Origin of the sequence: Streptomyces sp. NPDC051921, assembly GCF_040680975.1 — a bacterium.
In the GTDB taxonomy this organism is placed as follows: Bacteria; Actinomycetota; Actinomycetes; order Streptomycetales; family Streptomycetaceae; genus Streptomyces.
In genome coordinates this window covers 93,751-117,141 of record NZ_JBFAXU010000017.1, presented here as the reverse complement: position 1 = coordinate 117,141, position 23,391 = coordinate 93,751, and the positions used below count along the sequence as shown (strand labels likewise).

27 protein-coding genes, 1 pseudogene and 1 riboswitch are annotated in these 23,391 nt (G+C 73.3%); of the genes and pseudogenes, 14 read left to right on the top strand and 14 right to left on the bottom strand.

Annotation, left to right across the window (positions count from 1 at the left end; translation table 11 throughout):
* Positions 1–38: 38 nt before the first annotated feature.
* From AB0M16_RS22870 to bioB, 5 genes are all read right to left on the bottom strand, one after another.
* Positions 39–911: a TIGR03621 family F420-dependent LLM class oxidoreductase gene (locus AB0M16_RS22870; RefSeq protein ID WP_365345700.1), complete on the bottom strand. Its 873-nt coding sequence runs from the start codon at positions 909–911 to the stop codon at positions 39–41.
* A gap of 82 nt (positions 912–993) precedes the next feature.
* Positions 994–1,338 (bottom strand): VOC family protein, encoded by a 345-nt coding sequence (locus tag AB0M16_RS22865; protein ID WP_365345698.1) that lies wholly within the window; start codon positions 1,336–1,338, stop codon positions 994–996.
* Between the two features lie 57 nt (positions 1,339–1,395).
* Positions 1,396–2,118, bottom strand: coding sequence for a dethiobiotin synthase (gene bioD / locus AB0M16_RS22860; protein WP_365345696.1), 723 nt, complete (start codon positions 2,116–2,118; stop codon positions 1,396–1,398).
* Positions 2,119–2,294: 176 nt separating this feature from the next.
* Positions 2,295–3,575: an adenosylmethionine--8-amino-7-oxononanoate transaminase gene (locus AB0M16_RS22855; protein WP_365345694.1), complete on the bottom strand. Its 1,281-nt coding sequence runs from the start codon at positions 3,573–3,575 to the stop codon at positions 2,295–2,297.
* Positions 3,568–4,821 (bottom strand): biotin synthase BioB, encoded by a 1,254-nt coding sequence (gene bioB / locus AB0M16_RS22850; protein ID WP_365345692.1) that lies wholly within the window; start codon positions 4,819–4,821, stop codon positions 3,568–3,570. Before bioB ends, AB0M16_RS22855 begins: the two co-directional genes overlap by 8 nt.
* 142 nt (positions 4,822–4,963) lie before the next feature.
* Between bioB and AB0M16_RS22845 the strand changes: the two genes are divergently transcribed.
* Together AB0M16_RS22845 and AB0M16_RS22840 are read left to right on the top strand one after the other, a co-directional pair.
* Positions 4,964–6,175: an 8-amino-7-oxononanoate synthase gene (locus tag AB0M16_RS22845; protein WP_365345690.1), complete on the top strand. Its 1,212-nt coding sequence runs from the start codon at positions 4,964–4,966 to the stop codon at positions 6,173–6,175.
* A 200-nt stretch (positions 6,176–6,375) separates the two neighbouring features.
* On the top strand, positions 6,376–7,167 hold the full coding sequence (locus AB0M16_RS22840) for a DUF817 domain-containing protein (RefSeq protein WP_365345688.1): 792 nt from the start codon (positions 6,376–6,378) through the stop codon (positions 7,165–7,167).
* Here the strand turns inward: AB0M16_RS22840 and AB0M16_RS22835 are convergent.
* Positions 7,164–7,415, bottom strand: coding sequence for a hypothetical protein (locus AB0M16_RS22835; RefSeq protein WP_365345686.1), 252 nt, complete (start codon positions 7,413–7,415; stop codon positions 7,164–7,166). The genes AB0M16_RS22840 and AB0M16_RS22835 overlap by 4 nt on opposite strands.
* Positions 7,416–7,475: 60 nt before the next feature.
* Positions 7,476–7,883 carry a VOC family protein gene (locus tag AB0M16_RS22830; protein ID WP_365345684.1) on the bottom strand — a complete coding sequence of 136 codons (408 nt, stop codon included), beginning with the start codon at positions 7,881–7,883 and terminating at the stop codon, positions 7,476–7,478.
* Positions 7,884–8,076: 193 nt separating this feature from the next.
* On the opposite strand from AB0M16_RS22830, the gene AB0M16_RS22825 reads away from it, so the two are divergent.
* Positions 8,077–8,514: an ATP-binding protein gene (locus tag AB0M16_RS22825; RefSeq protein WP_365345682.1), complete on the top strand. Its 438-nt coding sequence runs from the start codon at positions 8,077–8,079 to the stop codon at positions 8,512–8,514.
* A gap of 155 nt (positions 8,515–8,669) precedes the next feature.
* Here AB0M16_RS22825 and AB0M16_RS22820 read toward each other — a convergent pair whose 3' ends face one another.
* From AB0M16_RS22820 to AB0M16_RS22810, 3 genes are all read right to left on the bottom strand, one after another.
* Entirely contained in the window at positions 8,670–9,146 is a 477-nt protein-coding gene (locus AB0M16_RS22820; RefSeq protein ID WP_365345679.1) for a C40 family peptidase, read from the bottom strand.
* A gap of 3 nt (positions 9,147–9,149) precedes the next feature.
* Positions 9,150–9,347, bottom strand: a riboswitch (cyclic di-AMP (ydaO/yuaA leader).
* A 315-nt stretch (positions 9,348–9,662) separates the two neighbouring features.
* Positions 9,663–9,968, bottom strand: a complete 306-nt coding sequence (locus AB0M16_RS22815) for a hypothetical protein (RefSeq protein ID WP_365345677.1) — start codon at positions 9,966–9,968, stop codon at positions 9,663–9,665.
* Between the two features lie 7 nt (positions 9,969–9,975).
* Positions 9,976–10,608 carry an ATP-dependent Clp protease proteolytic subunit gene (locus AB0M16_RS22810; RefSeq protein ID WP_365345675.1) on the bottom strand — a complete coding sequence of 211 codons (633 nt, stop codon included), beginning with the start codon at positions 10,606–10,608 and terminating at the stop codon, positions 9,976–9,978.
* Positions 10,609–10,664: 56 nt separating this feature from the next.
* Between AB0M16_RS22810 and AB0M16_RS22805 the strand changes: the two genes are divergently transcribed.
* Complete coding sequence (locus AB0M16_RS22805; protein ID WP_365345673.1) at positions 10,665–10,949, top strand: type II toxin-antitoxin system Phd/YefM family antitoxin; 285 nt, start codon at positions 10,665–10,667, stop codon at positions 10,947–10,949.
* Positions 10,950–11,021: 72 nt separating this feature from the next.
* Here AB0M16_RS22805 and AB0M16_RS22800 read toward each other — a convergent pair whose 3' ends face one another.
* The gene (locus AB0M16_RS22800; protein WP_365345671.1) at positions 11,022–12,017 is read right to left on the bottom strand and encodes an ABC transporter permease; all 996 of its coding nucleotides are present in this window, start codon (positions 12,015–12,017) and stop codon (positions 11,022–11,024) included.
* A 122-nt stretch (positions 12,018–12,139) separates the two neighbouring features.
* Here AB0M16_RS22800 and AB0M16_RS22795 point away from each other — a divergent pair, with 122 nt between their 5' ends.
* The 8 genes from AB0M16_RS22795 to AB0M16_RS22760 all read left to right on the top strand — a co-directional run bounded on the left by AB0M16_RS22795 (position 12,140) and on the right by AB0M16_RS22760 (position 19,187).
* Entirely contained in the window at positions 12,140–12,760 is a 621-nt protein-coding gene (locus AB0M16_RS22795) for a TetR/AcrR family transcriptional regulator (protein ID WP_365345669.1), read from the top strand.
* Positions 12,761–12,897: 137 nt separating this feature from the next.
* Positions 12,898–13,200: an urease subunit gamma gene (locus tag AB0M16_RS22790; RefSeq protein WP_365345667.1), complete on the top strand. Its 303-nt coding sequence runs from the start codon at positions 12,898–12,900 to the stop codon at positions 13,198–13,200.
* A 16-nt stretch (positions 13,201–13,216) separates the two neighbouring features.
* Positions 13,217–13,555, top strand: coding sequence for an urease subunit beta (locus AB0M16_RS22785; protein ID WP_365345665.1), 339 nt, complete (start codon positions 13,217–13,219; stop codon positions 13,553–13,555).
* Positions 13,548–15,269, top strand: coding sequence for an urease subunit alpha (locus AB0M16_RS22780; RefSeq protein ID WP_365345663.1), 1,722 nt, complete (start codon positions 13,548–13,550; stop codon positions 15,267–15,269). Before AB0M16_RS22785 ends, AB0M16_RS22780 begins: the two co-directional genes overlap by 8 nt.
* A 17-nt stretch (positions 15,270–15,286) precedes the next feature.
* Entirely contained in the window at positions 15,287–15,970 is a 684-nt protein-coding gene (locus AB0M16_RS22775; RefSeq protein WP_365345662.1) for an urease accessory UreF family protein, read from the top strand.
* A gap of 28 nt (positions 15,971–15,998) precedes the next feature.
* Complete coding sequence (gene ureG / locus AB0M16_RS22770) at positions 15,999–16,691, top strand: urease accessory protein UreG (protein WP_365345661.1); 693 nt, start codon at positions 15,999–16,001, stop codon at positions 16,689–16,691.
* A complete protein-coding gene (locus AB0M16_RS22765; protein ID WP_365345659.1) occupies positions 16,688–17,452 on the top strand; it encodes an urease accessory protein UreD in 765 nt (254 codons plus the stop codon). Before ureG ends, AB0M16_RS22765 begins: the two co-directional genes overlap by 4 nt.
* A 157-nt stretch (positions 17,453–17,609) precedes the next feature.
* On the top strand, positions 17,610–19,187 hold the full coding sequence (locus AB0M16_RS22760; protein ID WP_365345657.1) for an alpha/beta hydrolase: 1,578 nt from the start codon (positions 17,610–17,612) through the stop codon (positions 19,185–19,187).
* A 60-nt stretch (positions 19,188–19,247) separates the two neighbouring features.
* On the opposite strand, the gene AB0M16_RS22755 is transcribed toward AB0M16_RS22760, so the two are convergent.
* Positions 19,248–20,285 (bottom strand): NAD-dependent epimerase/dehydratase family protein, encoded by a 1,038-nt coding sequence (locus tag AB0M16_RS22755; RefSeq protein WP_365345655.1) that lies wholly within the window; start codon positions 20,283–20,285, stop codon positions 19,248–19,250.
* A 64-nt stretch (positions 20,286–20,349) separates the two neighbouring features.
* The gene (locus AB0M16_RS22750) at positions 20,350–21,063 is read right to left on the bottom strand and encodes a lysophospholipid acyltransferase family protein (protein ID WP_365345653.1); all 714 of its coding nucleotides are present in this window, start codon (positions 21,061–21,063) and stop codon (positions 20,350–20,352) included.
* 83 nt (positions 21,064–21,146) lie between these two features.
* Here AB0M16_RS22750 and AB0M16_RS22745 point away from each other — a divergent pair, with 83 nt between their 5' ends.
* Together AB0M16_RS22745 and AB0M16_RS22740 are read left to right on the top strand one after the other, a co-directional pair.
* Positions 21,147–22,166: a DUF3048 domain-containing protein gene (locus AB0M16_RS22745; RefSeq protein WP_365345651.1), complete on the top strand. Its 1,020-nt coding sequence runs from the start codon at positions 21,147–21,149 to the stop codon at positions 22,164–22,166.
* Positions 22,167–22,261: 95 nt separating this feature from the next.
* Entirely contained in the window at positions 22,262–23,281 is a 1,020-nt protein-coding gene (locus AB0M16_RS22740; RefSeq protein WP_365345649.1) for a hypothetical protein, read from the top strand.
* Here AB0M16_RS22740 and AB0M16_RS22735 read toward each other — a convergent pair.
* Positions 23,271–23,360: pseudogene (locus tag AB0M16_RS22735) on the bottom strand (flavin reductase); the annotation flags it as partial. The gene AB0M16_RS22740 and the pseudogene AB0M16_RS22735 sit on opposite strands and share 11 nt — an antisense overlap.
* Positions 23,361–23,391: the final 31 nt, after the last annotated feature.

The window sequence follows — 23,391 nt, the reverse complement described above, 5'->3', positions numbered from 1 at the left end:
CATCCCACCACCGGCGGCTCCCGCCCGTCGAGCGCGTTTCACCCCTCAGACGCGCGCAGCTCCGCGATCACCGGACCGAACGCCTCCATGGAGTGGTCGAGCACCGTGACGTACGAGATCCCGAGCCGCTCCCGCAGCGCGACGAGCCGGTCGGCGATGTCCCGCACGGTCCCGATCGCGAGGACCGGCAGCTCGAGCACCTGCTCCTCGGAGAGGTACGGCACCAGCGGAAGGAACTCCGCCACCGCCTGCGCGGGATCGTCGGTCACGATCACCCGCTGGAGCAGCAGATTGCGCTCCGCGGGCGCCCGGCGCCCGGCCTCCCGCTCGTACCCCTCGTACGCCGCCACCCGCGCGGCCACCTCCTCGGCGGTCAGCAGGGTGGGCGCGCCGCCGTCGAACCGGCCACCCGAGAACGCCATCACGTCCGCGTGGCGGGCGGCCAGCCGCAGCACCCGGTTCCCGTTGCCGCCGATGAGCAGCCGCACCCGCGGTGAGCCCTCGCCGCCCTTCAGCGCCCCGCCCAACTCCTCGACCGCACGCGCCAGATGATCGACCCGCCCGCGCGGCGGCAGGAACGGGATGCCGGCCTGCTCGTGCTCGGCCGGCACGTATCCCGTACCCAGTCCCAGCTCCAGTCGCCCCTCGGTCAGCGCGGCCGTCGTCGTCACCTCGCGCGCCAGCAACACCGGGTTCCAGAAAGCCGCGTTGAGCACGAAGGTGCCCACCCGCGGTCGGGTCGTGGCCTCCGCCGCGGCGACGAGCGACGGGAAGGGGGCGGGCATGCCGAGGTGGTCGGCGACCTGGATCAGGTCGTACCCGAGCTCCTCGGCGCGGCGGCAGCGGGCGCGCCACTCGCCGCCGGTGCCGGGAGTGAGCATGGTGACGGAGAACCGGAACGGCTGAACCACGGCGAACCTCCAGGCTGACGGACCCTCGGCCTCCCAGCCTCTCAGCCCCCGGGCCTCCCGGCCCCCCTGGCCTTCCGGTCCGTCAACCCGTCACGAAGCAGAACTCGTTCCCCTCGGGGTCGAGCATCACCTGGAAGGACCCCTGCTCGTCGGTCACGAGACCACCCGACCGGCGGGCCCCCAGAGGGAGCACCTCGTCGGCCGCCGCCCCGGGATCGGCCACCTCCACGTCCAGGTGCACCCGGTTCTTCACCGCCTTGCCCTCCGGCACCCGCTGGAAGGCGATCCGCACGAACCCCGGCGGGTCCACGTACGCCCAGTCGGGGCTCCGGTCGACCGGAGCCCCGCCGAGGACCGCCGCCCAGAACCGCACCAGGGCGGCCGGTCCGGCACAGTCGAACATGATCTCCTGCACACGAGCACGCATGCGGTCAGCGTACGGCGCCGCGATGCCGTTCACGGATCCGTGGTCGGGGCCCGGGGCTCAGCCGCCGGCCCCGGCCGCCGCGGCGAACGCCGCCGCGTCCCAGGTGCCGCCCAGCGCGGGCGCCAGCCACGAGGCCGCCCCCGCCCGGAACTCCTCCGCCGCCAGCGTGCCCGCGCCCGCCGGCACCGCCCCGAGCAGCGGCGCGCCCGCCGACTCCGGGAGGTCCGCCAGGTTGCAGCGCGCGGCCAGGTCGGGGGCGTCCGGCCAGCTGCCGACCACCACGCCCAGCTGCTCGATGCCGCGCGCCCGCAGCGCCTCGCCCGTGAGGGTGGTCGAGTTGAGCGTGCCCAGCCCGGCCTGGACCACGACGAGCACCGGCGCGCCGAGCAGTCGGGCCGCGTCCGCGAGGGTCCCGCCCTCCTCGTCGAACCGTACGAGCAGCCCGCCCGCGCCCTCCACGAGCACCAGGTCGTGCGTGGCCGCCAGTTCGCGTGCCGCCGCCGCGACCGCGTCCGGTCCGACCGGCGCGAGCCCGGCCCGGCGCGCCGCGGTCCCGGGCGCCAACGGCTCCGGGAACCGCGCCAGTTCCGCCCCGGTCACCGCCCCCGACAGCCGCACCACCTCGTCCACGTCCCCCGGCTCCCCGGGCCCGACCCCCGTCTGCGCGGGCTTCAGAACGGCGACGGACCGCCCGGAGGCGGTGGCGACCGCGGCGAGCGCGGCGGTGACGACGGTCTTGCCGATCTCGGTGCCGGTGCCGCTGACGACGATGACGGTCATGGAGCGAAAGTCCTCTCAATTCGAAGCAATCCGGACCCCACGTGACGCGGGGCCGGGTCACGCCCGACGGGTGGCCGCGCCCCAGGACGGAGTCCGGGGAGCAACGACCACCCGCGACGGGGTGGATGGGGGGCGGCGCGGCGCCCGCAGCCGGGCGCGCGGCCACCTCTCCCCGCTCAGCCCGCGGCAGCCGCCGCTCTCACCGCCGCGCAGATGCGCGCCACGTCCTCGTCGCCCGTCACGAACGGCGGCATCGTGTAGATGAGGTCGCGGAACGGGCGGACCCACACCCCGGCGCGCACGGCGGCGCGGGTGGCGGAGGCCATGTCGACGTCGTGGTCGAGCTGGACGACGCCGATCGCGCCGAGGACGCGGACGTCGCGCACGCCCGGGACGTCTGCGGCGTCCGCGAGTCCCTCGCGGAGGCCGGTCTCGATGCGCTTGACCTCGACCTGCCAGTCCTGCCCGAGCAGCAGGTCCAGGGAGGCGAGGGCGACCGCCGAGGCGAGCGGGTTCCCCATGAAGGTCGGCCCGTGGGCGAGGACGGGGACCTCGCCCCGGGAGATGCCCTCGGCCACCCGGCTCGTGCAGAGCGTCGCTGCCATCGACAGATACCCGCCGGTCAGTGCCTTGCCGACGCACATCACGTCGGGGGAGACCCCGGCGTGGTCGGCGGCGAACAGCGCGCCGGTGCGCCCGAATCCGGTCGCGATCTCGTCGAAGATCAGCAGCACGTCGTGAGCGTCGCACGCCTCGCGCAGCACCCGCAGGTACTCCGGGCTGTGGAAGCGCATGCCGCCGGCGCCCTGCACGACCGGTTCGACGATGACCGCGGCGAGCTCGTCGGCGTGCCGTCCGATCGTCTCGCGGAGCAGTTCCGCGTACGACTCCTCGTAGTCGACCGGCGGCGCGTCCACGAAGAGCTGCCGCTGGAGCACCCCGGACCACAGCTCGTGCATGCCGCCGTCGGGGTCGCACACGGACATCGGCTGCCAGGTGTCGCCGTGGTAGCCGCCGCGCCAGGTGAGGAGCCGCTGCTTGCGGGGACGCCCGACGGAGCGCCAGTGCTGCAGGCACATCTTGGCCGCGACCTCGACCGCGACCGAACCGGAGTCGCTGAGGAAGACGTGCCGCAGCGGTTCCGGGGTGATCTCGACGAGACGGGTCGCGAGCCGGACGGCCGGCTCGTGGGTGAGCCCGCCGAACATGACGTGGCTCATCCGGTCGAGCTGGCCGCGCACCGCCTCGTTGAGCACGGGGTGGTTGTAGCCGTGGATGGCCGACCACCACGAGGACATGCCGTCGACCAACTCGGTCCGGTTCTCGCTGGGTTCGGCCAGTCGCAACCGCACCCCCGACGCGGACGCGACGACCAGCGGATCCGTACGGCCGGGCATGGGGCCGTACGGGTGCCAGACGTGCGCCCGGTCCAGGGCGAGGAGTTCGTCGTTACGCATTCGGCGCGAGGTCCGTGCCGGCGCCGCGGCGACGCACGGCCACCAGGTCCGTCCGGGCCTCCGAGGCCGGCGCCGTGGCCGCCGCCGGCACGTCGGCGTGCCCGCCGCACGGACCGCACCCGCCGCCCGCCGCGGCGTGCGAGCCACAGCCCGCGCCCGCCTCGGCGGCGGAACCGCACCCGCCGCCACCGGCCTCGGCGTGCGAGCCGCAGCCGCCGCCCGCCGCAGCGGCGAGCGCGTCCGCCCGGTGCGCCGGGAGCGTCGTCGTGCCCGCGCCCTCCACCTCGAAGCCCGCGTCCGCGATCATGTCGAGGTCCGCCTGGCCGGCCTGGCCCTCGCTGGTGAGGTAGTCGCCGAGGAAGATCGAGTTGGCGATGTGCAGCGCCAGCGGCTGCATCGTCCGCAGGTGCACCTCACGGCCGCCCGCGATGCGGACCTCCACGTCCGGGCAGACGAACCGCACCATCGCGAGGATCCGCAGGCAGCGCTGCGGGGTGAGGTGCCACTCCTTGGCGAGCGGCGTGCCCTCGAAGGGGATGAGGAAGTTGACCGGCACCGAGTCGGAGTCCAGCTCGCGCAGCGCGAACACGACGTCGACCAGGTCCTCGTCGCTCTCGCCCATGCCCGCGATCAGGCCCGAGCAGGCCGACAGACCGGCGCCGTGCGCCTTCTGCACGGTGTCCACGCGGTCCGCGTAGGTGTGGGTGGTCGTGATGTCCCCGTACGTCCCCTCGGACGTGTTGAGGTTGTGGTTGTACGCGTCGGCGCCGGCGTCCTTGAGGCGCTCGGCCTGGCCGTCGGAGAGCAGACCGAGGCAGGCGCACACCTCGATGCCCTCGTTCTGCTCCTTGATCGCCTCGATGGTCTTGCCGACCCGCTCGACGTCACGGTCCGTCGGACCGCGACCGCTCGCCACCAGGCAGACCCGCTTCGCGCCGCCCGCGACACCGGCCGCCGCCGCGGCCGACGCCTCGTCGGGCTTCAGCCACGTGTACTTGAGGATGCCCGCGGTCGAGCCGAGCCGCTGCGAACAGTACGAGCAGTCCTCGGGGCACAGCCCCGACTTCAGATTGACGAGATAGTTGAGCTTCACCCGTCGCCCGAACCACTGGCGGCGCACCTTGCCGGCCGCGGTCACCACATCGAGCAGGTCGTCGTCGGATGTCGCCAGGACGGCGAGCGCTTCTTCACGGGTCGGCAGCTCGCGCCGCAGCCCCTTCTCCACCAGGGTGTTCAGCAGGTCCATAAGGGCTGATCCTTACCTACGGCGGCCACCGGGGCCAAGGAAGAGAAGAACAAACCGACCGCTTTGAAGTGTGTGTATGGCCACACCCTGCCCTCGGGCCCGGACCGTTAGGGTCTGTGGGCTGCCTACAAAAGGATCTGCCATGCCGCCGTACGCCGAGGACCCGCAGGACGTGCAGGACCCGAGCGAGGGCCCCGACCCGCGCCGGACCGCCTTCGCCTGGACCGAGGCCGCGGCACGGCAGCGCGCGGAGGCGGGTCTCGTACGGACCCTGCGGCCACGGGCGGCCGAGTCGGAGCTGCTGGACCTCGCGAGCAACGACTACCTCGGCCTCACCCGCCGCCCGGAGATCACCGAGGCGGCGGCCGAGGCGGCCCGCCGCTGGGGCGCGGGCTCCACCGGCTCACGGCTCGTCACCGGCTCGACGCGGCTGCACGCCCGCCTGGAGCGCGAGCTCGCCGAGTTCTGCGGGTTCGAGGCGGCGCTCGTCTTCTCCTCCGGCTACACCGCCAACCTGGCCGCCCTCACCGCGCTCTCCTCCCGGGACGGCCTGATCGTCTCGGATTCCGGCAACCACGCCTCGATCGTCGACGGCTGTCGGCTGTCCCGGGCCGAGACGGCGGTCGTCCCGCACGCCGACCCGGAGGCCGTCGCCAAGACCCTCGGCGCGCACCCGGGCCGCCGGGGGCTCGCGGTCAGCGACTCCGTCTTCTCGGTCGACGGTGACAAGGCCCCCCTCGCGGCGCTCGCGGCGGCCTGCCGGGCGCACGGCGCGGGCCTCGTCGTCGACGACGCGCACGGCCTCGGGGTGCTCGGCGACGGCGGGCGCGGCGCCCTCCACGAGGCGGGGCTCGCGGGCGCCCCGGACGTCGTCGCCACGCTCACCCTCTCCAAGTCGCTCGGCAGCCAGGGCGGCGCCGTGCTCGGCCCGGCCCGCGTGATCGAGCACCTGGTGAACGCGGCCCGCACCTTCATCTTCGACACGGGCCTCGCCCCGGCCGCCACGGGCGCCGCCCTGGCGAGCCTGCGGCTGATCGCGGCCGAGCCGGCACTGGCGGCCCGGTCCCGTACGGTCGCGACCACGCTCCACCGCCTCCTCAGCGACGCCGGCCTGACCGCCGTACGCCCCGACGCGGCCGTGGTCTCGGTCCGCGCCCCGGGTCCGAACGAGGCCCTCCGCTGGGCCGCCGACTGCCGAGAACTCGGCCTCGCCGTCGGCTGCTTCCGCCCCCCGTCGGTCCCGGACGGCATCTCCCGTCTCCGTCTGACCGCCCGCGCGGACCTCACCGACGCCGAGATCGGGCGCGCGGTCGCGACGATCCTCCGCACGGCCCCGGAGGGCGCGGCGGTCTGAGATCCACCGCCGACAGGACCGGCCGCGTCAGGGGACTCCTGGTCGTTCGGGCGCGGGCGGGGGCTCGGGGTCCTGGTCGTTCGGGCGCGGGCGGTGGCTCGGAATCCTGGCCGTCCCGGCGCGGGTGTCCGCCCGGGGCAGGGATCCTGGGGCGTCCGGCCGCAACCGCGTCGGCCGTCGCGCTCGTCCTACAGCGCACCATGCCGAGCCTCAACGCACCCCTCCCAGACCTGCTGACCTCGTCCTTCCGCCGCCTGCTCGCCTTCGCGTGGGGGCAGACCCGGGCCTGCGCCTTCGCGATCGCGCTGCTGTCGGGGGTGGCGGCGTCCACGCTGCTGCCCGGGCTCCCGGTGGCCCGTTACGACCTGCTCGTCGTGTACGGCGTGCTGCTCACCCTGCTCTTCTGGCTGCGCGGCTGGGAGTCGGGGCGTGACGTCGCCGTCATCGCCGTCTGCCATGTCATCGGCCTGGCCTTCGAGCTGGTGAAGGTGTCGCTCGGCTCGTGGAGCTACCCCGAGCCGGCGGTGCTGAAGTTCGCCGGCGTCCCGTTGTACGGCGGCTTCCTCTACGCGGCCGTCGGCAGTTACGTCTGCCGGGCCTGGCACCTCTTCGACCTCGAGCTGGTCCGCTACCGGCCGCGGTCCACGGCGGTGGTGGCCGCGGCGATCTACCTGAACTTCTTCACCCACCACTGGCTGCCGGACGCGCGCTGGCCACTGGCCGCGGTGCTGCTGGCCGTCACGGCGGGCACCTCCGTGCGGTTCACGGTGCGCGGTGCCCGCCTGCGGATGCCGCTGGCCCTGTCCTTCGTGCTGATCGGCTTCTTCCTGTGGCTGGCGGAGAACCTCGCCACGTACGTGGGCGCCTGGCGCTACCCGTACCAGCTCCACGGGTGGCAGCCCGTCGGCGTGGAGAAGTTCGGCGCATGGTCGCTGCTGATCAGCATCACCTTCGTCCTGGCCGCGGCCACCCGCCGCACGGCGGATCGCTAAGGGGCGTCTTCCCCGGCCTCGCCCCTGCGGCCGTGGGGACGGCGCTGCTCCTCGCGGCCCAGCCCGGGGGACTGGCGCTTGGCGTCCATGCCGTGCGTGTCGGACGCGGCGGCGCCGCGACGGCCGCGTACCGCTTCCTCGGCCTCCCGGCGGGCCTCGGCGTCGCCGCTCTCCCCGACGGCCTCGGACGGTGTGGTGCGGGGCGGCGCGTCCGCGGGAAGCGTGCGCCGGCGCTCGTGGTGGCTCATGTTCGTCCTCCGGATTCGTACGCCGAACGGGTGGGACGTGCAGGCGGCTGCCCGGTGGTCTCAGGCGGAAACGCCGGGCGCGGCGGCGAGCACGAACGGGTGGCCGGCCGGGTCGGTACAGCGCCGCAGGGCGGAGCGCCGGTCGAGGCGGGTGCCGTCGACCTCGGCCGCCACCGGCCGCGCGCCCAGGCCGATGGCCTCCCGCTCGGCCTCGTCGAGGGCCTCGGGGGCGACCAGGATCCACAAGTGGGCCTGCTGGGAGTCCTCCGGCCGGGGCCAGCTGGGCGGAGCCTGGCCGGGGTCGCGGTGGATGCCGAGGGCGACGCCCGTGGGGGAGGAGACCAGGACCAGGTCGGGGTCGCCCTCGGCCGGTTCGGCGGTGCCGCCCAGCAGGGCGGCGTAGAAGCGGGCGAGGGGCTCGGGATCGCTGCTGTCGAGGACGAGGAGGGTGCTCTTGGAGACGCTCATACGGCTCGTGTGCCCGCTCAAGAGCCCTGCAGGCACGCCGAGTCGGGATCCGGTCGCCCGTCGGACGGTTCACCGCTTCGGGCGATAGATATCCGTACATCTTGGTGGATCGCCGTCGGCGCGGCACGATCGGTGGCAGTCTGGCGCTCAGCGCAATCCGGGCCGGGCCCGGTGGGAAAGGGACGGCGTCGCCATGGCAGACCACCAGGAAGCAACCGTGACGCTGCCGAGCGATCCCGCCTCGGTGTCCACCGCGCGGAGGTACGTCGCCGAGGTGCTCACCTCCTGGGGGCTGGGGAGCGCGAGCGACACGGCGGAAACGGTCCGCCTGATCGTCTCCGAACTGGCGACCAATGCCGTGCTGCACACCTTCGGCCAGTCGCCCCACTTCACCGTCGAGATCCGTCTCGAACGCGACGAGCAGCTGCACATCGGTGTGACCGACAGCCATCCGCGCTGGCCCCGGCGCCTCCCGGCGGCCGTACAGCAGGACAACGGGCGTGGCATGGTCATCATCCGCTCGCTCACCGCCGAGGCCGGCGGCCGCCTCTCGGTCAAGCCGACGGCCGAGGGCGGCAAGACGGTCTGGATCAACCTGCCCTGGACGGCCCCGACGCTGACGCCCCGGTAGGTCCCCCGCGCCGCCCCGCGGCCGCCCGCCCCCGGTGCCACGACCCGGGGACGGGGACGCGCGGGGCAGGGGACGCGGGGCGGGGGCCACGGGGACGCGGCCTCGGGCGGGGCAGGGGCCCGGCCGGCCGGGCGGCCTGCGGCGGGGTCCGCGGGTCAGCGGACGCGGCCGTACAGCACCTTCGACGACCAGATCCTGTCGAGCTTCACCCACGAACCGGTCTTCGGGGAGTGCCAGATCTTGTTGTTACCCGCGTAGATTCCGACGTGGTACACCCTTCCGCCGGAATGGAAGAAGACGAGGTCCCCCTTCTGCCGGCTGGACGCCGAGATGTGTCGTGTCTTGTTGTACTGCTGCTGCGCGGTGCGGGGCAGCGTCTTGCCCGCCTTCTTGTACGAGTAGAGCGTGAGGCCCGAGCAGTCGAATCTGCTGGGGCCCGAGGCGCCGTACTTGTAAGGCGATCCCTTCTTCGAGGCGGCGATGCCCAGTGCCGTGTTGGCGTACGAGCTCGCGGCCTGGGCCTCCGGCGCCGCTCCTGGGGCGAGCAGCGTGCCGCCGACGGCGGCGAGGGTGAGAGCCGAGACGGCTCCGGCCCGGGACAGCAGGGACGGGACATGAATCTGCGCAGTCATGCGCAACCCTTCGTCAGCCGCCTGCGAAGGATGACCTGTCGGGTTCGGGCTGGCGAAGATGCCCGGCCGCGGCTGCGGCTTCACCCCGAGGGACATCACCCTTGCGGGCACGTCCCGTGTTGCTCGGGTCCTCCACTCCTGCCGATCCACTCCTGTCGACCAGACGTCCGGGACAGCGGCAGGACTCGGCGTCCGCCCGGACCGCCCCGCCTCGGGTGGCGGGGGCTTGTCGTCGACAGGGATCTTGACTCACAGTCGGGCCGAAATCCGAGCTGAAACGGCGATATGTGAGGCTCCTCACGACTGATCCATTCGAGTGGACAGTCAGGTTTCGCGATCTTCGGAGGTTTGGCCGACGAGCCCTTCACCAGGCATGGAATGCCCGATTCCGCCAGATGCGTACACCTGTTGCGCAACTTACCTGAGCTCCATGTCGATTCATCGACTACGCCGAACGGGGGAGCGATTCTGCGGTGTGGGTGCCCCGAGTGGACCTCGACACGACACGCGGCTCTGTCAACTCTCCTGTTCTCCGGGGACGGTGACGCGGCCCGAGCGGCGTTCGCCGTCCAACACCCTTAGCGCACGCGCCAATGTGGCCGCGTGCACCTCGGCCTCGCCCCGCATATGCATGAGCGTCAGGGCGTCCCGGAGCGCCGTCGCCCGTCCGACCAGGGCCTGCGCGGCCCGCAGTGCCCCATAGGTATGCGAACCCCTGGATGGATTGATCCTTCCCAGCAGGTCGACGACTTCGAGGTAGGCGTCGACGAACTCGCCCTCGGCGCGCGTCAGTGCGGGCAGCGGCGGCAGCTCCGGGACCATGGCCGGCTCAGCCCTCGCCGGCGGCGCCGGCGGACGCGCGGCGGCTCGTCACCACGTGGTCCAGCAGCCCGTACTCCCGCGCTCCCGGCGCGTCGAGGACGGTGGTCCGGTCGATGTCGGCGTCGACCCGGTCGCGGTCCTGTCCGGTGTGCTCGGCGAGCAGTCCGGCGACCAGTGCGCGCTGCCGCAGCAATTCCCGCGCGTGGATGTCGAGATCGCTGGGCTGTCCCTGCAACGGCTCGTCGAGCGCGGGCTGCTGGAGGACGATCCTGGCTCCCGGCAACGCGAGCCGGCGCCCCGGTGAGCCGGCGGCCAGCAGTACCGCGGCGGGGCCGACGGCCTGGCCGAGACACGTGGTCTCCACCTCGCACGAGACCGTGCGGATCGTGTCGTAGATCGAGGTCATCGCGCTGATCGAGCCCCCGGGGGAGTTGATGTAGAGGCTGATCACCTGCCCCGGGGCCGCGTGGTCCAGGTGCAGGAACTGGGCGATGACGTCGTTGGCCGAGGTCTCGTCGATCGGCGTGCCCAGGAAGACGATCCGCTCCTGCAGCAGCTTCGCGTACGGGTCGAGGGTGCGGGTCCCCGAGCTCGTGCGCTCGGTGAACTCCGGAAGGACATGTCGCATGGTCTGACGCATGACGCTCCTCCTTCTGTAAAAAATGTACAGGACGTACAGCCCGTAAGATGAGGAGCATGGCCTATGAGATTCCGGTGACGCAAGCGCGTGCAGAGCTCGCGGACCTGATCAACCGCGTCGTCTACGGCGGTGAGCGCGTGGTCGTCACCCGGCACGGGAAGCCGCTCGTCGCCCTGGTCTCCGCCGCTGACCTGGAACGACTCGAGGCGGCCGACGCTCCGGCCGAGGAGCAGGTGATCAGTTCGGTCTCCGCCGTCCGCGGCATCGCGTCCGCTCCGGGTGAACAGCGCCGCTTCGGTATCGCCGCGCACCATCGCGATCCGGGCGCCCCCGACGCGTAGCGCCCGTGAAGAAGGCCGTGTGCCTTCGTCCGGGCGGACGAAGGCACACGGCCTCGGGCGGTTCTCGGGTGCTCAGGCGACCGGCTCCGGCGTCGGCGTCGGCGTCGGGACCGCCGGGGCGTCGGTCCGTGCCGCCCCGAGCCGCGCGCCGGCCAGGACCGCCGTCAGGCCCGCCACCGTCCATGCCGACAGGACGAGCAGCGCGGGTCCCGCGCCCGCCCCGTCGAAGTACGCGACCGAGCGCAGGGCCGTGCCGGCCGCGCCCGGGGGGAGCCACTGACCGACCGTGCCCACCGGGGCGGGGAGCAGTTCGGGTGCGCTGGAGACCCCGGAGAACGGGTTGCCCAGCAGGATCATCAGGAGTGCCCCAAGTCCGAGTCCGGGCCTGCCGATCAGCGCGGCGAGCCCCGTGAACGTCGAGCCGACGGCGAGCACGGTCAGGGCCAGCACCCCGGCCTCGGACCACCAGGAGCCGGTGAACGCGCCGAGCCAGCTGTCCGCGAGTGCGGCGCCCGTCAGGCCCGCGAGGGCGGCGGCGCCCCCGAGGGCCACGGCCGCCCGGGCGCCGCGCAGTCCGAGCATGGTGGTGACGACGCCGGAGGCGGCCCCGGCCAGCGCGAGTGGCAGCAGTCCCGCCGCGAGGACGGCGCCGCGCGGGTCGGCGGAGGGCGCCGCCACCACATCGGTCACCTTGGGGAGCGTGCCGGCCGGCAGCTGAGCGGCGACGGCCTCGCGCAGCAGTCCGGCGACGACCGGGCTCGCGGCGGACGCGGTCAGGAGTTCGGGTCCCCGGGGCGTGGCGACGATGGCGCCGTATACGGCCCGGTCCTCGATCGCGGCGCGGGCGGCGGCCGCGTCGGCGTACCGGTGCACCTCGAACGCGCCGTCGCGCTCGGCGAGCCGTTGTGCCAAGGGGGTGGTGACGGAGGCGGGGCCGGCGAGTCCGATCGGAAGGTCGCGGGGGGCGATCCGGGCGGCCGGCCAGGCGAAGGCCCAGAGGGCGAAGGCGACGACGGCGGGGATCAGCAGGATCACCGAGACGGTCTTGCGCGTGGCTGTGGCGGACATGACTCCAGCTCGATTCGGGACGAGGCGTCAAAGAGAAGGATCGTTCGTTTTACGTTCCGCCGTCACTGTCCTGCCGGGGGCGTCGCTTGTCAAGAATGAATATTCGTTTTACGTTGGCCCGCATGGCCCGTGTCACTCAGGAACACCTCGACGCCCGCCGCCGCCAGATCCTCGACGGCGCCGCCCGCTGCTTCGCCCGCAACGGCTTCCACGCCACGTCCATGCAGGACGTGCTGACCGAGGTGGGCCTGTCGGCGGGCGCGGTCTACCGCTACTTCCGCGGCAAGGACGAGCTGATCGCGGCCATCGCCGACGAGGCGTTCGCCGGCATCCGCGGCGCCTTCGAGGACGCCTCGAGGGCCACTCCGCCGCCCACCCCCGACGTGCTGCTCGGCGAAGTCCTCCGGCTCTTCCTGGAGGAGCGGATCCCGGGGGCCGACCGGCAGGCCTTTCCGCGGTTGATCCTCCAGGTGTGGAGCGAGACGCTGCGCGACGAACGGCTGGCCGAGACCCTGGAGCGCGGGTTCACCGCCATGCGCGAGGTCTGGGCGCGACTGGTCGTCGCGTACCGCGAGAACGGGCTGATGGCCGCCGACGTGTCCGCCGACCACATGGCCCGGATCCTCATCGCGATCGCCCAGGGGTGCATCGCCCAGCAGGCGCTCTTCGGCGACATGAGCGTCGGGATACTGGAGGACGGGGTGCGCGGGCTGATGTCCATGCATACGCAAAGCCCGAGTTAACGAGCCGGAAAAACTTCCGCCCTAACCTGCAATGTCTGACCCGGCGGCCCTTCCTGTGGCTCAACAGAGTGTTGAAGATCGCTAAGGTCCGCTGCTGTCCGGGTGTGTCACCCGGTGGAAGACAGTGAGGTGGAAGCGTGCAACTCAGCCCCCACGAGCAGGAACGCCTGCTCATCCATGTCGCGGCCGACGTGGCCGAGAAGCGCCGGGCGCGCGGCGTGCGGCTCAACCACCCCGAGGCCGTCGCGCTCATCACCTCCCATGTCCTGGAAGGCGCCCGCGACGGCCGTACCGTCGCCGAGCTGATGGCCTCCGGGCGCAAGGTGATCACCCGCGACGAGGTCATGGACGGCATCCCCGACATGATCCACGACGTCCAGGTCGAGGCCACCTTCCCCGACGGGACCAAGCTCGTCACCGTCCATGACCCGATCGTGTGAAAGCGGGCGGCCACCGATGATCCCCGGAGAAATCCTCTACGGGGACGGCCCGGTAACCCTCAACGAGGGCCGCCCCGTCTCCCGCCTCACCGTCCTCAACGCCGCCGACCGGCCCGTCCAGGTCGGCTCCCACTACCACTTCGCCGAGGCCAACCCCGGTCTCCACTTCGACCGCGCCGCCGCCCGCGGCCTGCGGCTGCACATCGCCGCCGGCACCGCCGTCCGCTTCGAGCCCGGCATCCCCGTCGAGGTCGAGCTCGTGCCGATCGCCGGCCGCCGGATCGTGCCCGGCCTGCGCGGCGAGACCGCCGGACCCCTGGACCACGTCGAGACCGAGGGGGGCGAGCGTGCCTGAGCTGCACCGCGCCGTCTACGCCGACCTGTTCGGCCCCACCACCGGCGACCGGATCCGGCTCGCCGACACCGACCTGCTCGTCGAGATCGAGGAGGACCGCTCCGGCGGCCCCGGCCGCGCCGGCGACGAGGCCGTCTTCGGCGGCGGCAAGGTCATCCGCGAGTCCATGGGGCAGTCGCGCACCACCCGCGCCGAAGGCGCCCCCGACACGGTGATCACCGGCGTGGTGGTCATCGACCACTGGGGGATCGTCAAGGCCGACATCGGCATCCGCGACGGCCGGATCACCGCCCTCGGCAAGGCCGGCAATCCCGACACCATGGACGGCGTCCACCCCGACCTCGTCATCGGGCCCGAGACCGAGGTGATCGTCGGCAACGGGCGGATCGTCACCGCGGGCGCCGTCGACGCCCACGTGCACTTCATCTCGCCCACCGTCGTCGAGCAGGCCCTCGCCACCGGCGTCACGACCCTCGTCGGCGGCGGCACCGGACCCGCCGAGGGCACCAAGGCCACCACCATCACCCCCGGCCCCTGGCACATGGCCCGGATGTTCGAGGCCCTGGACACCTTCCCCGTGAACATCGGCCTGCTCGGCAAGGGCAACACGATGTCCCGCGAGGCCATGCACTCCCAACTGCGCGGCGGCGCCCTCGGGTTCAAGATCCACGAGGACTGGGGAGCCACGCCCGCCGTCATCGACGCCTGCCTGAGCGTCTGCGAGGAGACCGGCGCCCAACTCGCCGTCCACACCGACACGCTCAACGAGGCGGGCTTCGTCGGCGACACCCTCGCCGCGATCGCGGGCCGCACGATTCACGCGTACCACACCGAGGGGGCCGGCGGGGGGCACGCACCGGACATCATCACCGTGGTCTCCGAGCCGTACGTGCTGCCCAGCTCGACCAACCCCACCCGGCCGCACACCATCAACACCATCGAGGAACACCTCGACATGCTGATGGTCTGCCACCACCTCAACCCGGCCGTGCCCGAGGACCTCGCCTTCGCCGAGTCCCGCATCCGGCCCTCCACGATCGCCGCCGAGGACGTCCTGCACGACCTCGGCGCCATCTCGATCATCTCCTCCGACTCCCAGGCCATGGGCCGGATCGGCGAGGTCGTCATGCGGACCTGGCAGACCGCCCACGTCATGAAGAAGCGGCGCGGCGCCCTGCCCGGCGACGGGGCCGCCGACAACCACCGGGCCCGGCGCTACGTCGCCAAGTACACGATCAACCCGGCCGTCGCCCAGGGCATGGGCCACCTCATCGGCTCCGTCGAACCCGGCAAGCTCGCCGACCTGGTGCTGTGGGAGCCGGCCTTCTTCGGCGTCAAGCCGCTCGTCGTCCTCAAGGGAGGCCAGATCGCCTACGCGCAGATGGGCGACGCCAACGCCTCCATCCCCACGCCCCAACCCGTCCTGCCCCGGCCGATGTTCGGCGCGGTCGGGCGGGCGGCCGCGGCCGGCTCGGTCAACTTCGTCGCGGAGGCGGCCATCGAGGACGACCTGCCGCACAAGCTCGGCCTGCACAAGGAGTTCACCGCCATCGGCTCCACCCGGCGGGTCACCAAGGCCGACATGCGGGAGAACGACGCCCTGCCCCGCGTGGAGGTCGACGCCGACACGTTCTCGGTGACCATCGACGGCGAGCACGTCGAACCGGCCCCCGCCGAAGAACTGCCCATGGCCCAGCGTTACTTCCTCTTCTGAGCGCCGAAGACCCCACGATGACCCGATCCGCACTCCTGGTGCTCGCCGACGGGCGTTTCCCCGCCGGCGGGCACGCCCACTCGGGCGGCGCCGAGGCAGCCGTCAAGGCCGGCCGGCTCAAGGACGCCGCCGACCTGGAGGCGTTCTGCCGCGGTCGGCTGCACACCACCGGTCTCACCTCGGCCGGCCTCGCCGCCGCCGCGGCCCTCGGCGCCGACGCCCACGCGCTCGACGCCGCGGCCGACGCCCGCACCCCCTCGCCCGCCCTGCGCGCCACCGCCCGGCGGCTCGGCCGCCAGCTGATGCGGGCCGCCCGCGCCGCCTGGCCCGGCCCCGAACTCGACCGGCTCGCCGCCGCGTTGCCGCGCGGCGCCCACCAGCCCGTCGTCCTCGGGACCGCTGCCCGCTCCGCCGGGCTCGGCCCCGAGGACGCCGCCCACTGCGTCGCGTACGAGACGGTCGGCGGGCCCGCGACCGCCGCCGTGCGCCTGCTGGGCCTGGACCCGTTCCAGGCCACCGCCGTCCTCGCCCGACTCGCCCCCGCCATGGACGAAGTGGCCGCCGAGGCCGCCGAACGCGCCGCCGAGGCGCTCGCCGACGCCTCCGGCGGACTGGACGCGCTGCCCGCCGCCTCGGCCCCGCTGCTCGACCTGACCGCCGAGCAGCACGCGGCCTGGCCCGTCCGCCTCTTCGCCTCCTGACCCCTCGCCACCCGCAAGGAGCCTCCTCATGCACCTCGACCACGGCCACGACCACGGGTCCGCCGTCTCCGCCGACGCCCACCGTCCCGACGGCACCCGCCGCGCGCTGCGCATCGGTCTCGGCGGCCCCGTCGGCTCCGGCAAGACCGCCACCGTCGCCGCCCTCTGCCGCGCGCTGCGCGACTCCCTCTCCCTCGCCGTCGTCACCAACGACATCTACACCCGTGAGGACGCCGAGTTCCTGCTCCGCGAGGCCGTCCTGCCGCCCGAGCGCATCCAGGCCGTGGAGACCGGAGCCTGCCCGCACACCGCGATCCGTGACGACATCTCGGCCAACCTCGAGGCCGTCGAGGACCTGGAGGCCGCGTTCGTCTCCCAGGGGGTCGGCCCGCTCGACCTCGTCCTCGTCGAGTCCGGCGGCGACAACCTCACCGCCACCTTCTCCAAGGGCCTCGTCGACGCCCAGATCTTCGTCATCGACGTCGCCGGCGGCGACGACATCCCGCGCAAGGGCGGCCCCGGCGTCACGACCGCCGACCTGCTCGTGATCAACAAGACCGACCTGGCCCCGTACGTCGGCTCCGACCTGGAGCGGATGGCCCGGGACGCCAAGGAGCAGCGCGGCGAACTGCCCGTCGCCTTCACCTCCTTGCGCTCGGAGGAGGGCGTCGCGCCCGTCGCCGACTGGGTCCGGGCCCGCCTCGCGGACTGGACCGCATGAGCCTGCCCGACCGCACGAGCCTCACCGCCGCCGCCCGCATCACCGCGGCGGCGGACGGAAGCCTCCCGGTCCTGGAGAGCGACGGCCCCCTCGCGCTGCGCCGCACCCGCGCCGCCGGCCCGTACACCCGTGTGACCGTCGTCGGCGCGATGAGCGCCCCGCTCGGCGGCGACCGGCTCGCCCTGCTCGTGGACGTACGCGCCGGGGCGCGGCTGCTCGTCGACTCCGCGGCGGCGACCGTCGCCCTGCCGGGGCGGTCCGCGGCCCCCGCCGGCTACGACGTCACGCTCACCGTGGGCGAGGACGCGGAGCTGCGCTGGCTGCCCGAGCAGCTGGTCTCGGCCGCCGGATCCACGCTCAGGACGCGGACGACCGTCGAACTCGCCCCCACCGCCCGTCTCGTCCTGCGAGAAGAACAGGTCCTCGGCCGGCACGGCGAGCCGCCCGGCACCCTCGCCGCCCGGCTCACCGTGCGGCGCGCCGGTCGCCCGCTGCTCGAACAGGAGCTGCGCCACGGCCCTGGAGCGCCCGGCGGCTGGAACGGCCCCGCGGTCCTCGCCGATCACCGTGCCACCGGCCAACTCCTGGTCGTCGACCCGGAGTTCATCGACAAGCCGGCCGAGGTCAGACTGCTCGGCGAGCACGCCGTGCTGGCCCCGCTCGCCGGACCCGCCGCCCTCGTCACCGCCGCGGCCCCCGACGCCCTCGCGCTGCGCCGCGCCCTCGACGAGGGAATGGGGCTGCTCACCGGCGGCCGGTGACGTTCCGCTCAGCGGTACACCGGTCTCCGGTTATTGGTTCGGCAAAGAAACAGGTGTACGCCCTTTCACCCGTGGCCACCTTGACGAAAGGATCCCCCGGACAGCACAGGAACACGGCGCTGCCACGGGGGCGGCGCCCGCAAGGGGGAGGGACCACTTGAGACGTACCACTGTGTTCGGCTCTGCCGGCACGCTGGTCACGGCCACGCTCATAGCCGGCGCCATGGCCGCGCCGACGGCCAGCGCCCACAGCGGCCACGACCGCGACGACGAGGCACGCGGCGCCACCGTCGCCGCCGCCCGCGCCGCGAAGGCGGGCATCGACTGGCAGGACTGCCCGGCCGACTGGGGCCTGGAGAAGCCCATCCAGTGCGGCTGGGTCACCGTCCCGGTCGACTACGCGAAGCCCAACGGCAAGCAGATCAAGATCGCCGTCGACCGGATCGGTGCCACCGGCACCCCGGCCGAACGCCAGGGCGCGCTGCTCTACAACCCGGGCGGCCCCGGCGGCTCGGGCCTGCGCTTCCCGCGCCGCGTCACGACCAACAACAAGATCTGGGCGAACACCGCCAAGGCCTACGACTTCGTCGGCTTCGACCCGCGCGGTGTCGGCCACTCGGCGCCCATCTCCTGCGTCGACCCGACCGAGTTCGTCAAGGGACCGAAGCTCGACCCGGTCCCGGACAGCGAGGCGGACAAGCTCGCCCAGCGCAAGCTGGCCGCCGAGTACGCCAAGGGCTGCGCCGAGAAGAGCGGCGACATGCTGCCCCACATGACGACCCGCAACACCGCCCGTGACCTCGACGTCATCCGGGCCGCGCTCGGCGAGAAGAAGCTCAACTTCGTCGGCGTCTCCTACGGCACCTACCTCGGCGCCGTCTACGGCACGCTCTACCCGAGCCACGTGCGCCGCATGGTCGTCGACAGCGTGGTCAACCCGTCCAAGAAGGAGATCTGGTACGGGGCCAACCTGAACCAGGACATCGCCTTCGAGGGCCGCCTCAAGGACTGGATGACCTGGGTCGCCCAGCACGACGACGCCTTCCACCTCGGCAAGACCTACGCCGAGGTCCAGCAGCAGTGGGTGACCCTGCGCGCCGCCGCCAAGAAGAACCCCCTCGGCGGCAAGGTCGGCCCGGCCGAGCTCATCGGCTTCTTCCAGAACGCCCCGTACTACGACTCCATGTGGGTCCCGGTCGCGGAGGCCTGGAGCGCCTACGCCGCGGGTGACCCGCAGCCGCTGATCGACGCGGCCGCCGCGGACCTCACCGACACGGCCGGCAACATCGCGTCGGAGAACGGCAACGCGGTCTACACGGCCGTCGAGTGCGCCGACGCGCCCTGGCCGACCAGCTGGAAGAAGTGGGACCGGGACAACTCCCGGCTCCACGAGCAGAACCCGTTCATGACCTGGGCCAACGCCTGGATGAACCTGCCCTGCGCCACCTGGTCCGCGCCGCGCCAGCAGGCGACCGACGTGCGCACGGGCAAGGGCCTGCCGCCGGTGCTCATCGTGCAGTCCGAGCGTGACGCGGCGACGCCGTACTCCGGCGCCGTCGAGCTGCACAAGCGCTTCAAGGGCTCGCGCCTGATCACCGAGAAGAACGCCGGCTCGCACGGCGTCACCGGCCTGGTGAACCCCTGCATCAACCCCAGGGTCGAGACGTACCTGCTCACCGGCAAGGTGGACAGCCAGGACGTGACGTGCGCGCCGCACGCCACGCCCCAGCCGTAGCACCGGCAGCACAGAGAGGGGCGGTCGCCGCACGGCGGCCGCCCCTCCGCCGTCCGCCGCTCAGCCGCGCGCGGCGAGCCAGGCGTCCTCCGCCGCGTAGTCGAAGAAGTCCACCCCGTACTTCACCAGACCGGGGAAGGCCTCCCGCCAGTCCTGCTGCGCGACCGTCGCCGCCAGCCACGCGACCGTGCCCGGCAGCGACTCCTCGTACGTCACCACCGGCCGGTAGCCCAGCTCCCGTTCGGCCGCGGCCATGTCACAGACCACGGGATGGGGCGTCGTCCACGGCGTGTAGCCGACCATGTCCTTCCCGGGCGGACCGTCGAACAGGATCGTCTCGCTCGTCACCCCCATCGCCGCGTCGACCGCCGCCCCGATCTCCGCGACCGTCGGCGCCTGGGGGTCACCGCCGTTGAGCACCCGCGTGCCCGGCTTCGCCGCGGCCAGGCGGATCAGCTCGGCCAGATTGTCGACGTGCACCGGATGGAAGACCGACCGCCCGCCCTCCGCCAGGATCCGCACCGGGCGCCCGTCCAGGGCCCGTTTGACGAACCACAGCTCGCGCGGCCCCGGACTGTACGGGCCGTGCACGGCCGCCGCCCGCAGGACCGTGGTCGGCAGCTTCTCGCCCGCCGCGAGCACCTCCCGCTCCAGGGCCGCCTTCCCGGTGCTGTACGTGCGCGGCCCCGGTGCGACGGTCCGCCAGGTCTCCGGGATCGGCAGCGGATACACCGGGAAGCCGTCCGGCTCGTCCTGCGTGTCGAAGTTCCGCCCCTGGTCGTCCTCGTAGACCGCGGCGCTGGAGATCACCACCGCCGAACCGATCCGGTCCGCCAGCCCCGTCAACTGCCGTCCGTGCCCTTCGTCGTAGGCCACGACGTCCACCAGGACGTCCGTGCCCGCGCCGATCGCCGCCGACAGCGCCCCGTCCTCGGTGCGGTCCACCGCCACCGACCGGACCTCCGCCGGCCACCCCTCGTCCCGGCCGCCCCTGCGCGAGGCGGCCGTCACCTCCCACCCGTCCGTGACGAGCGCCCTTACGGCCGCCCGTCCGATCTGTCCCGTCGCTCCCAGCACGAAGGCGTTTCCCTTGGTCATGGGAGGGACGCTACGGGCCGGCCGGCGGGACGCCCAGGACCTTTCGCCGTGCGCGGATTCGCCCTCAGCGTCCTCGCCCCGGGAACTTCCTGGGGGCCTCGGCGGTCTCCGCGGCCTTCACCTTCGCCGCGTACTCGTCCACGTACTCCTGGCCGGACAGCGCCAGGATCTCGTACATGATCTCGTCGGTGACCGCGCGGACCGCGGCCTTCTCGCCCGCGAGGCCGGCGTAGCGCGAGAAGTCCAGCGGCTCGCCGAAGCGGATGGTGACCCGGCGGATCCGGGGCAGGACCCGGCCCGGGGGCTGGATCTCGAAGGTGCCGACCATCGCGCACGGCACCACCTTGACGCCCGCCGTGAGCGCCATGACCGCGACCCCGACCTTGCCCTTGTAGAGCCGTCCGTCGTGCGAGCGGGTGCCCTCCGGGTAGATCCCCAGCAGCTCGCCCCGGCCGAGTACGCCGAGCCCCTCGCGGATCGCGGCCTGCCCGGCCTCCTTGCCCGAGCGGTCCACCGGGATCTGGCCCGCGCTGCGGAAGAAGGCCGCGGTCAGCCGCCCCTTGAGCCCGGGACCGGTGAAGTACTCCTGCTTGGCGAGGAAGGTGATCCGGCGGCTCAGCACCACCGGCATCAGGAAGTGGTCGGAGAAGGACAGATGGTTCCCGGCGACGATCGCCGCGCCCTCCTCGGGCACGTGCTCCAGACCCTCCACCCGCGGCCGGAACAGCAGTTTCAGGACCGGGCCGAGCAGCACGTACTTCAGGACGTAGTAGAACACCGAAAACCCCCGTTCACGCAGCAGCAACTCCCTTTGTAACGGCGGGCGCCCCCGTGGTCCACTGGTGGGGAGGGAGCGGTCCGATGACAGGCGCGCGCGGGCACAGGCGTCCCGGCGCAGTCGCCACCGCCGTACTGTGCGCCGTGGCGGCCGCCGGTCTGTACGGCTGCTCCGGCTCGGGCCCGTCGGAGCCGGCCCCGACGCCGACGCCCGCGCCCGCCACCCCGCTCCCCACCACCCCGCCTCCCGCCACCGCGCTCCCCAGCGGCCTGTCCCCGCTCACCGGACTGCCCGCCCGCTCCGCGCCGGTCCTCGCCGTCAAGATCGACAACGTGCCGCCGGCCCGTCCCCACACCGGCCTCGCCGACGCCGACCTCGTCTACGTCGAGCAGGTCGAGTCCGGCCAGACCCGGCTCATGGCGGTCTACTCTTCCCACCTGCCCGAGCGGATCGGCCCGGTCCGCAGCGCCCGCGAGTCCGACCTCGCCCTGCTCCGCCAGTTCGGGCGGCCGGTCCTCGCCTACTCCGGCGCCCAGACCGCCCTCACCCCGCTGCTGCGGGCCGCCCCGCTGCACCTGGTCAGCGAGAGCTCCAGCCCCGCCGCCTTCGTACGCAGCCCGGGCCGGGCCGCCCCGCACAACCTCTACCTGCGCCCCGCCCGCGCGCTCGCCACCGCCCCCGACGCCACGCACGCCAAGGACATCGGCTTCCGCTTCGGCCCCGCGCCGGAGGGCGGGGCCCCCGTCAACAGCCGGACCGTGCGCTTCCCCGCCGCCCGCTACACCTTCACCTGGGTGCCGTCCGAGCGCGTCTGGCACGTCGCCATGGACGGCCGTTCCGACGGCCCGCTGAAGCCGGCGACCGTGGTGGTGCAGCACGTCACCGTCCGGCCCTCGCGCTTCCACGACTTCCTCGGCGCGGTCTCCCCGTACACCGTCACCACCGGCTCGGGGACCGCTCAGGTGCTGCGCGACGGGAAGGTCCACCAGGCCCGCTGGAACCGCCCGGCCGCGGACTCGGGCACCGCCTTCACCACCCCGGCGGGCGCTCCGGTGTCCTTCGCCCCGGGCCAGGTGTGGGTGCTGCTCACCGGGTCCCGGTGAGAGGACCTGGCCTGCTCCTGCTGCAGTGCTGGGCGTCTCCCCGGGGGCACGGCTCCGCCCCGCATGGAGCATAATGCGCGGCGGAGGGGATTCGAATGCGTTCAGAAATGCGGGACCAGGTGCCGGCAGGGGCCCCGTGGCAGGCACGGCTTCCGGCCCGGGCGCAGTCGCGGGTGCGGGTGAGGGACCGGTTCGGCTCGGCGTTCACGGCGTCGGTCTCGGTGCTGTTCTTCGAGGCCGTGATCGGGTCGATCGTGTTCTACGTGTGGATGGAGGCCCAGGAGGTTCCGGCCCTCGGCTACAACCTGTTCAACATCTTCTTCCTGTTCGTCGTGGGATTGATCGCAGTGGCGGCCGGGGCGGTCGGCGCCGTCCTGCTGTCGGTCGCCGTGGTGATGCCGCTCGTGGCCGTCGCCGGGCGGCTCGGCCGCACGGTCTCGGGGCGTGACGTCTGGTGGTGGATTGCGCTCCTGGCGGCCGCTGGCGGCACCCTGCCGGGGCTCGTCTCGGCGTCGATGGTGCCCGCCGGGTTCCCGGAGAACGTCTCGTCGGGCCTCATCGGGTGGTTCCTGGGCACTGCGGCGCTCGGCGTCCCGGCGCTGGTCGTCCGCAGGCTGGTGCTGCCGGACCGCCCGCGGGTGTCCGGCATCGCGATGTTCGGCCGGGTGGCGCTGTACGGGACGCTCGGCGTCGTCGTCACCGGCGCGCTCGCCGGTGTCGCCCTGTACGCCGGGATCGGGTACGAGCCTCCGCGGCTGACCGCGGAACGGCTCGCCGGGACGTGGTCCGACGGCAACGGCGGCAGGATCACCTTCACGGCGGACGGCAAGGTCACGGCCGACGGGGTCAAGACCTTCGGCTTCGACGCCGACCGTCACGACGCGGGGCGGCCCTGCGCCGGTGCCGGCACCTGGGTCCACCACCCGGGCGACGGGTCGTGGTCCCAGAACGTGGGGGTCTCCGTCGACGCCTGCGAGGGGAGCCTGGGCCCCTGGGAGGTGTTCGGGACCCCCGAGCACCCGAAGCTGTACGTGCTTGTCGGCGACCCCGACGCCTGGGACCTGTACATCCTGGAGCCCGACGACCAGCCCCGCGAGGAGCCCGTCAGGGACTGAGACGGCCGAAGCGCCCGCGGTGGAACAGGAGCGGCGCGGCGTCGTCCTCCGCGCCCAGAGCCTCGACCGTGCCGACGACGGGCTCGACCGTGCCGACGACGGGCGGCCCA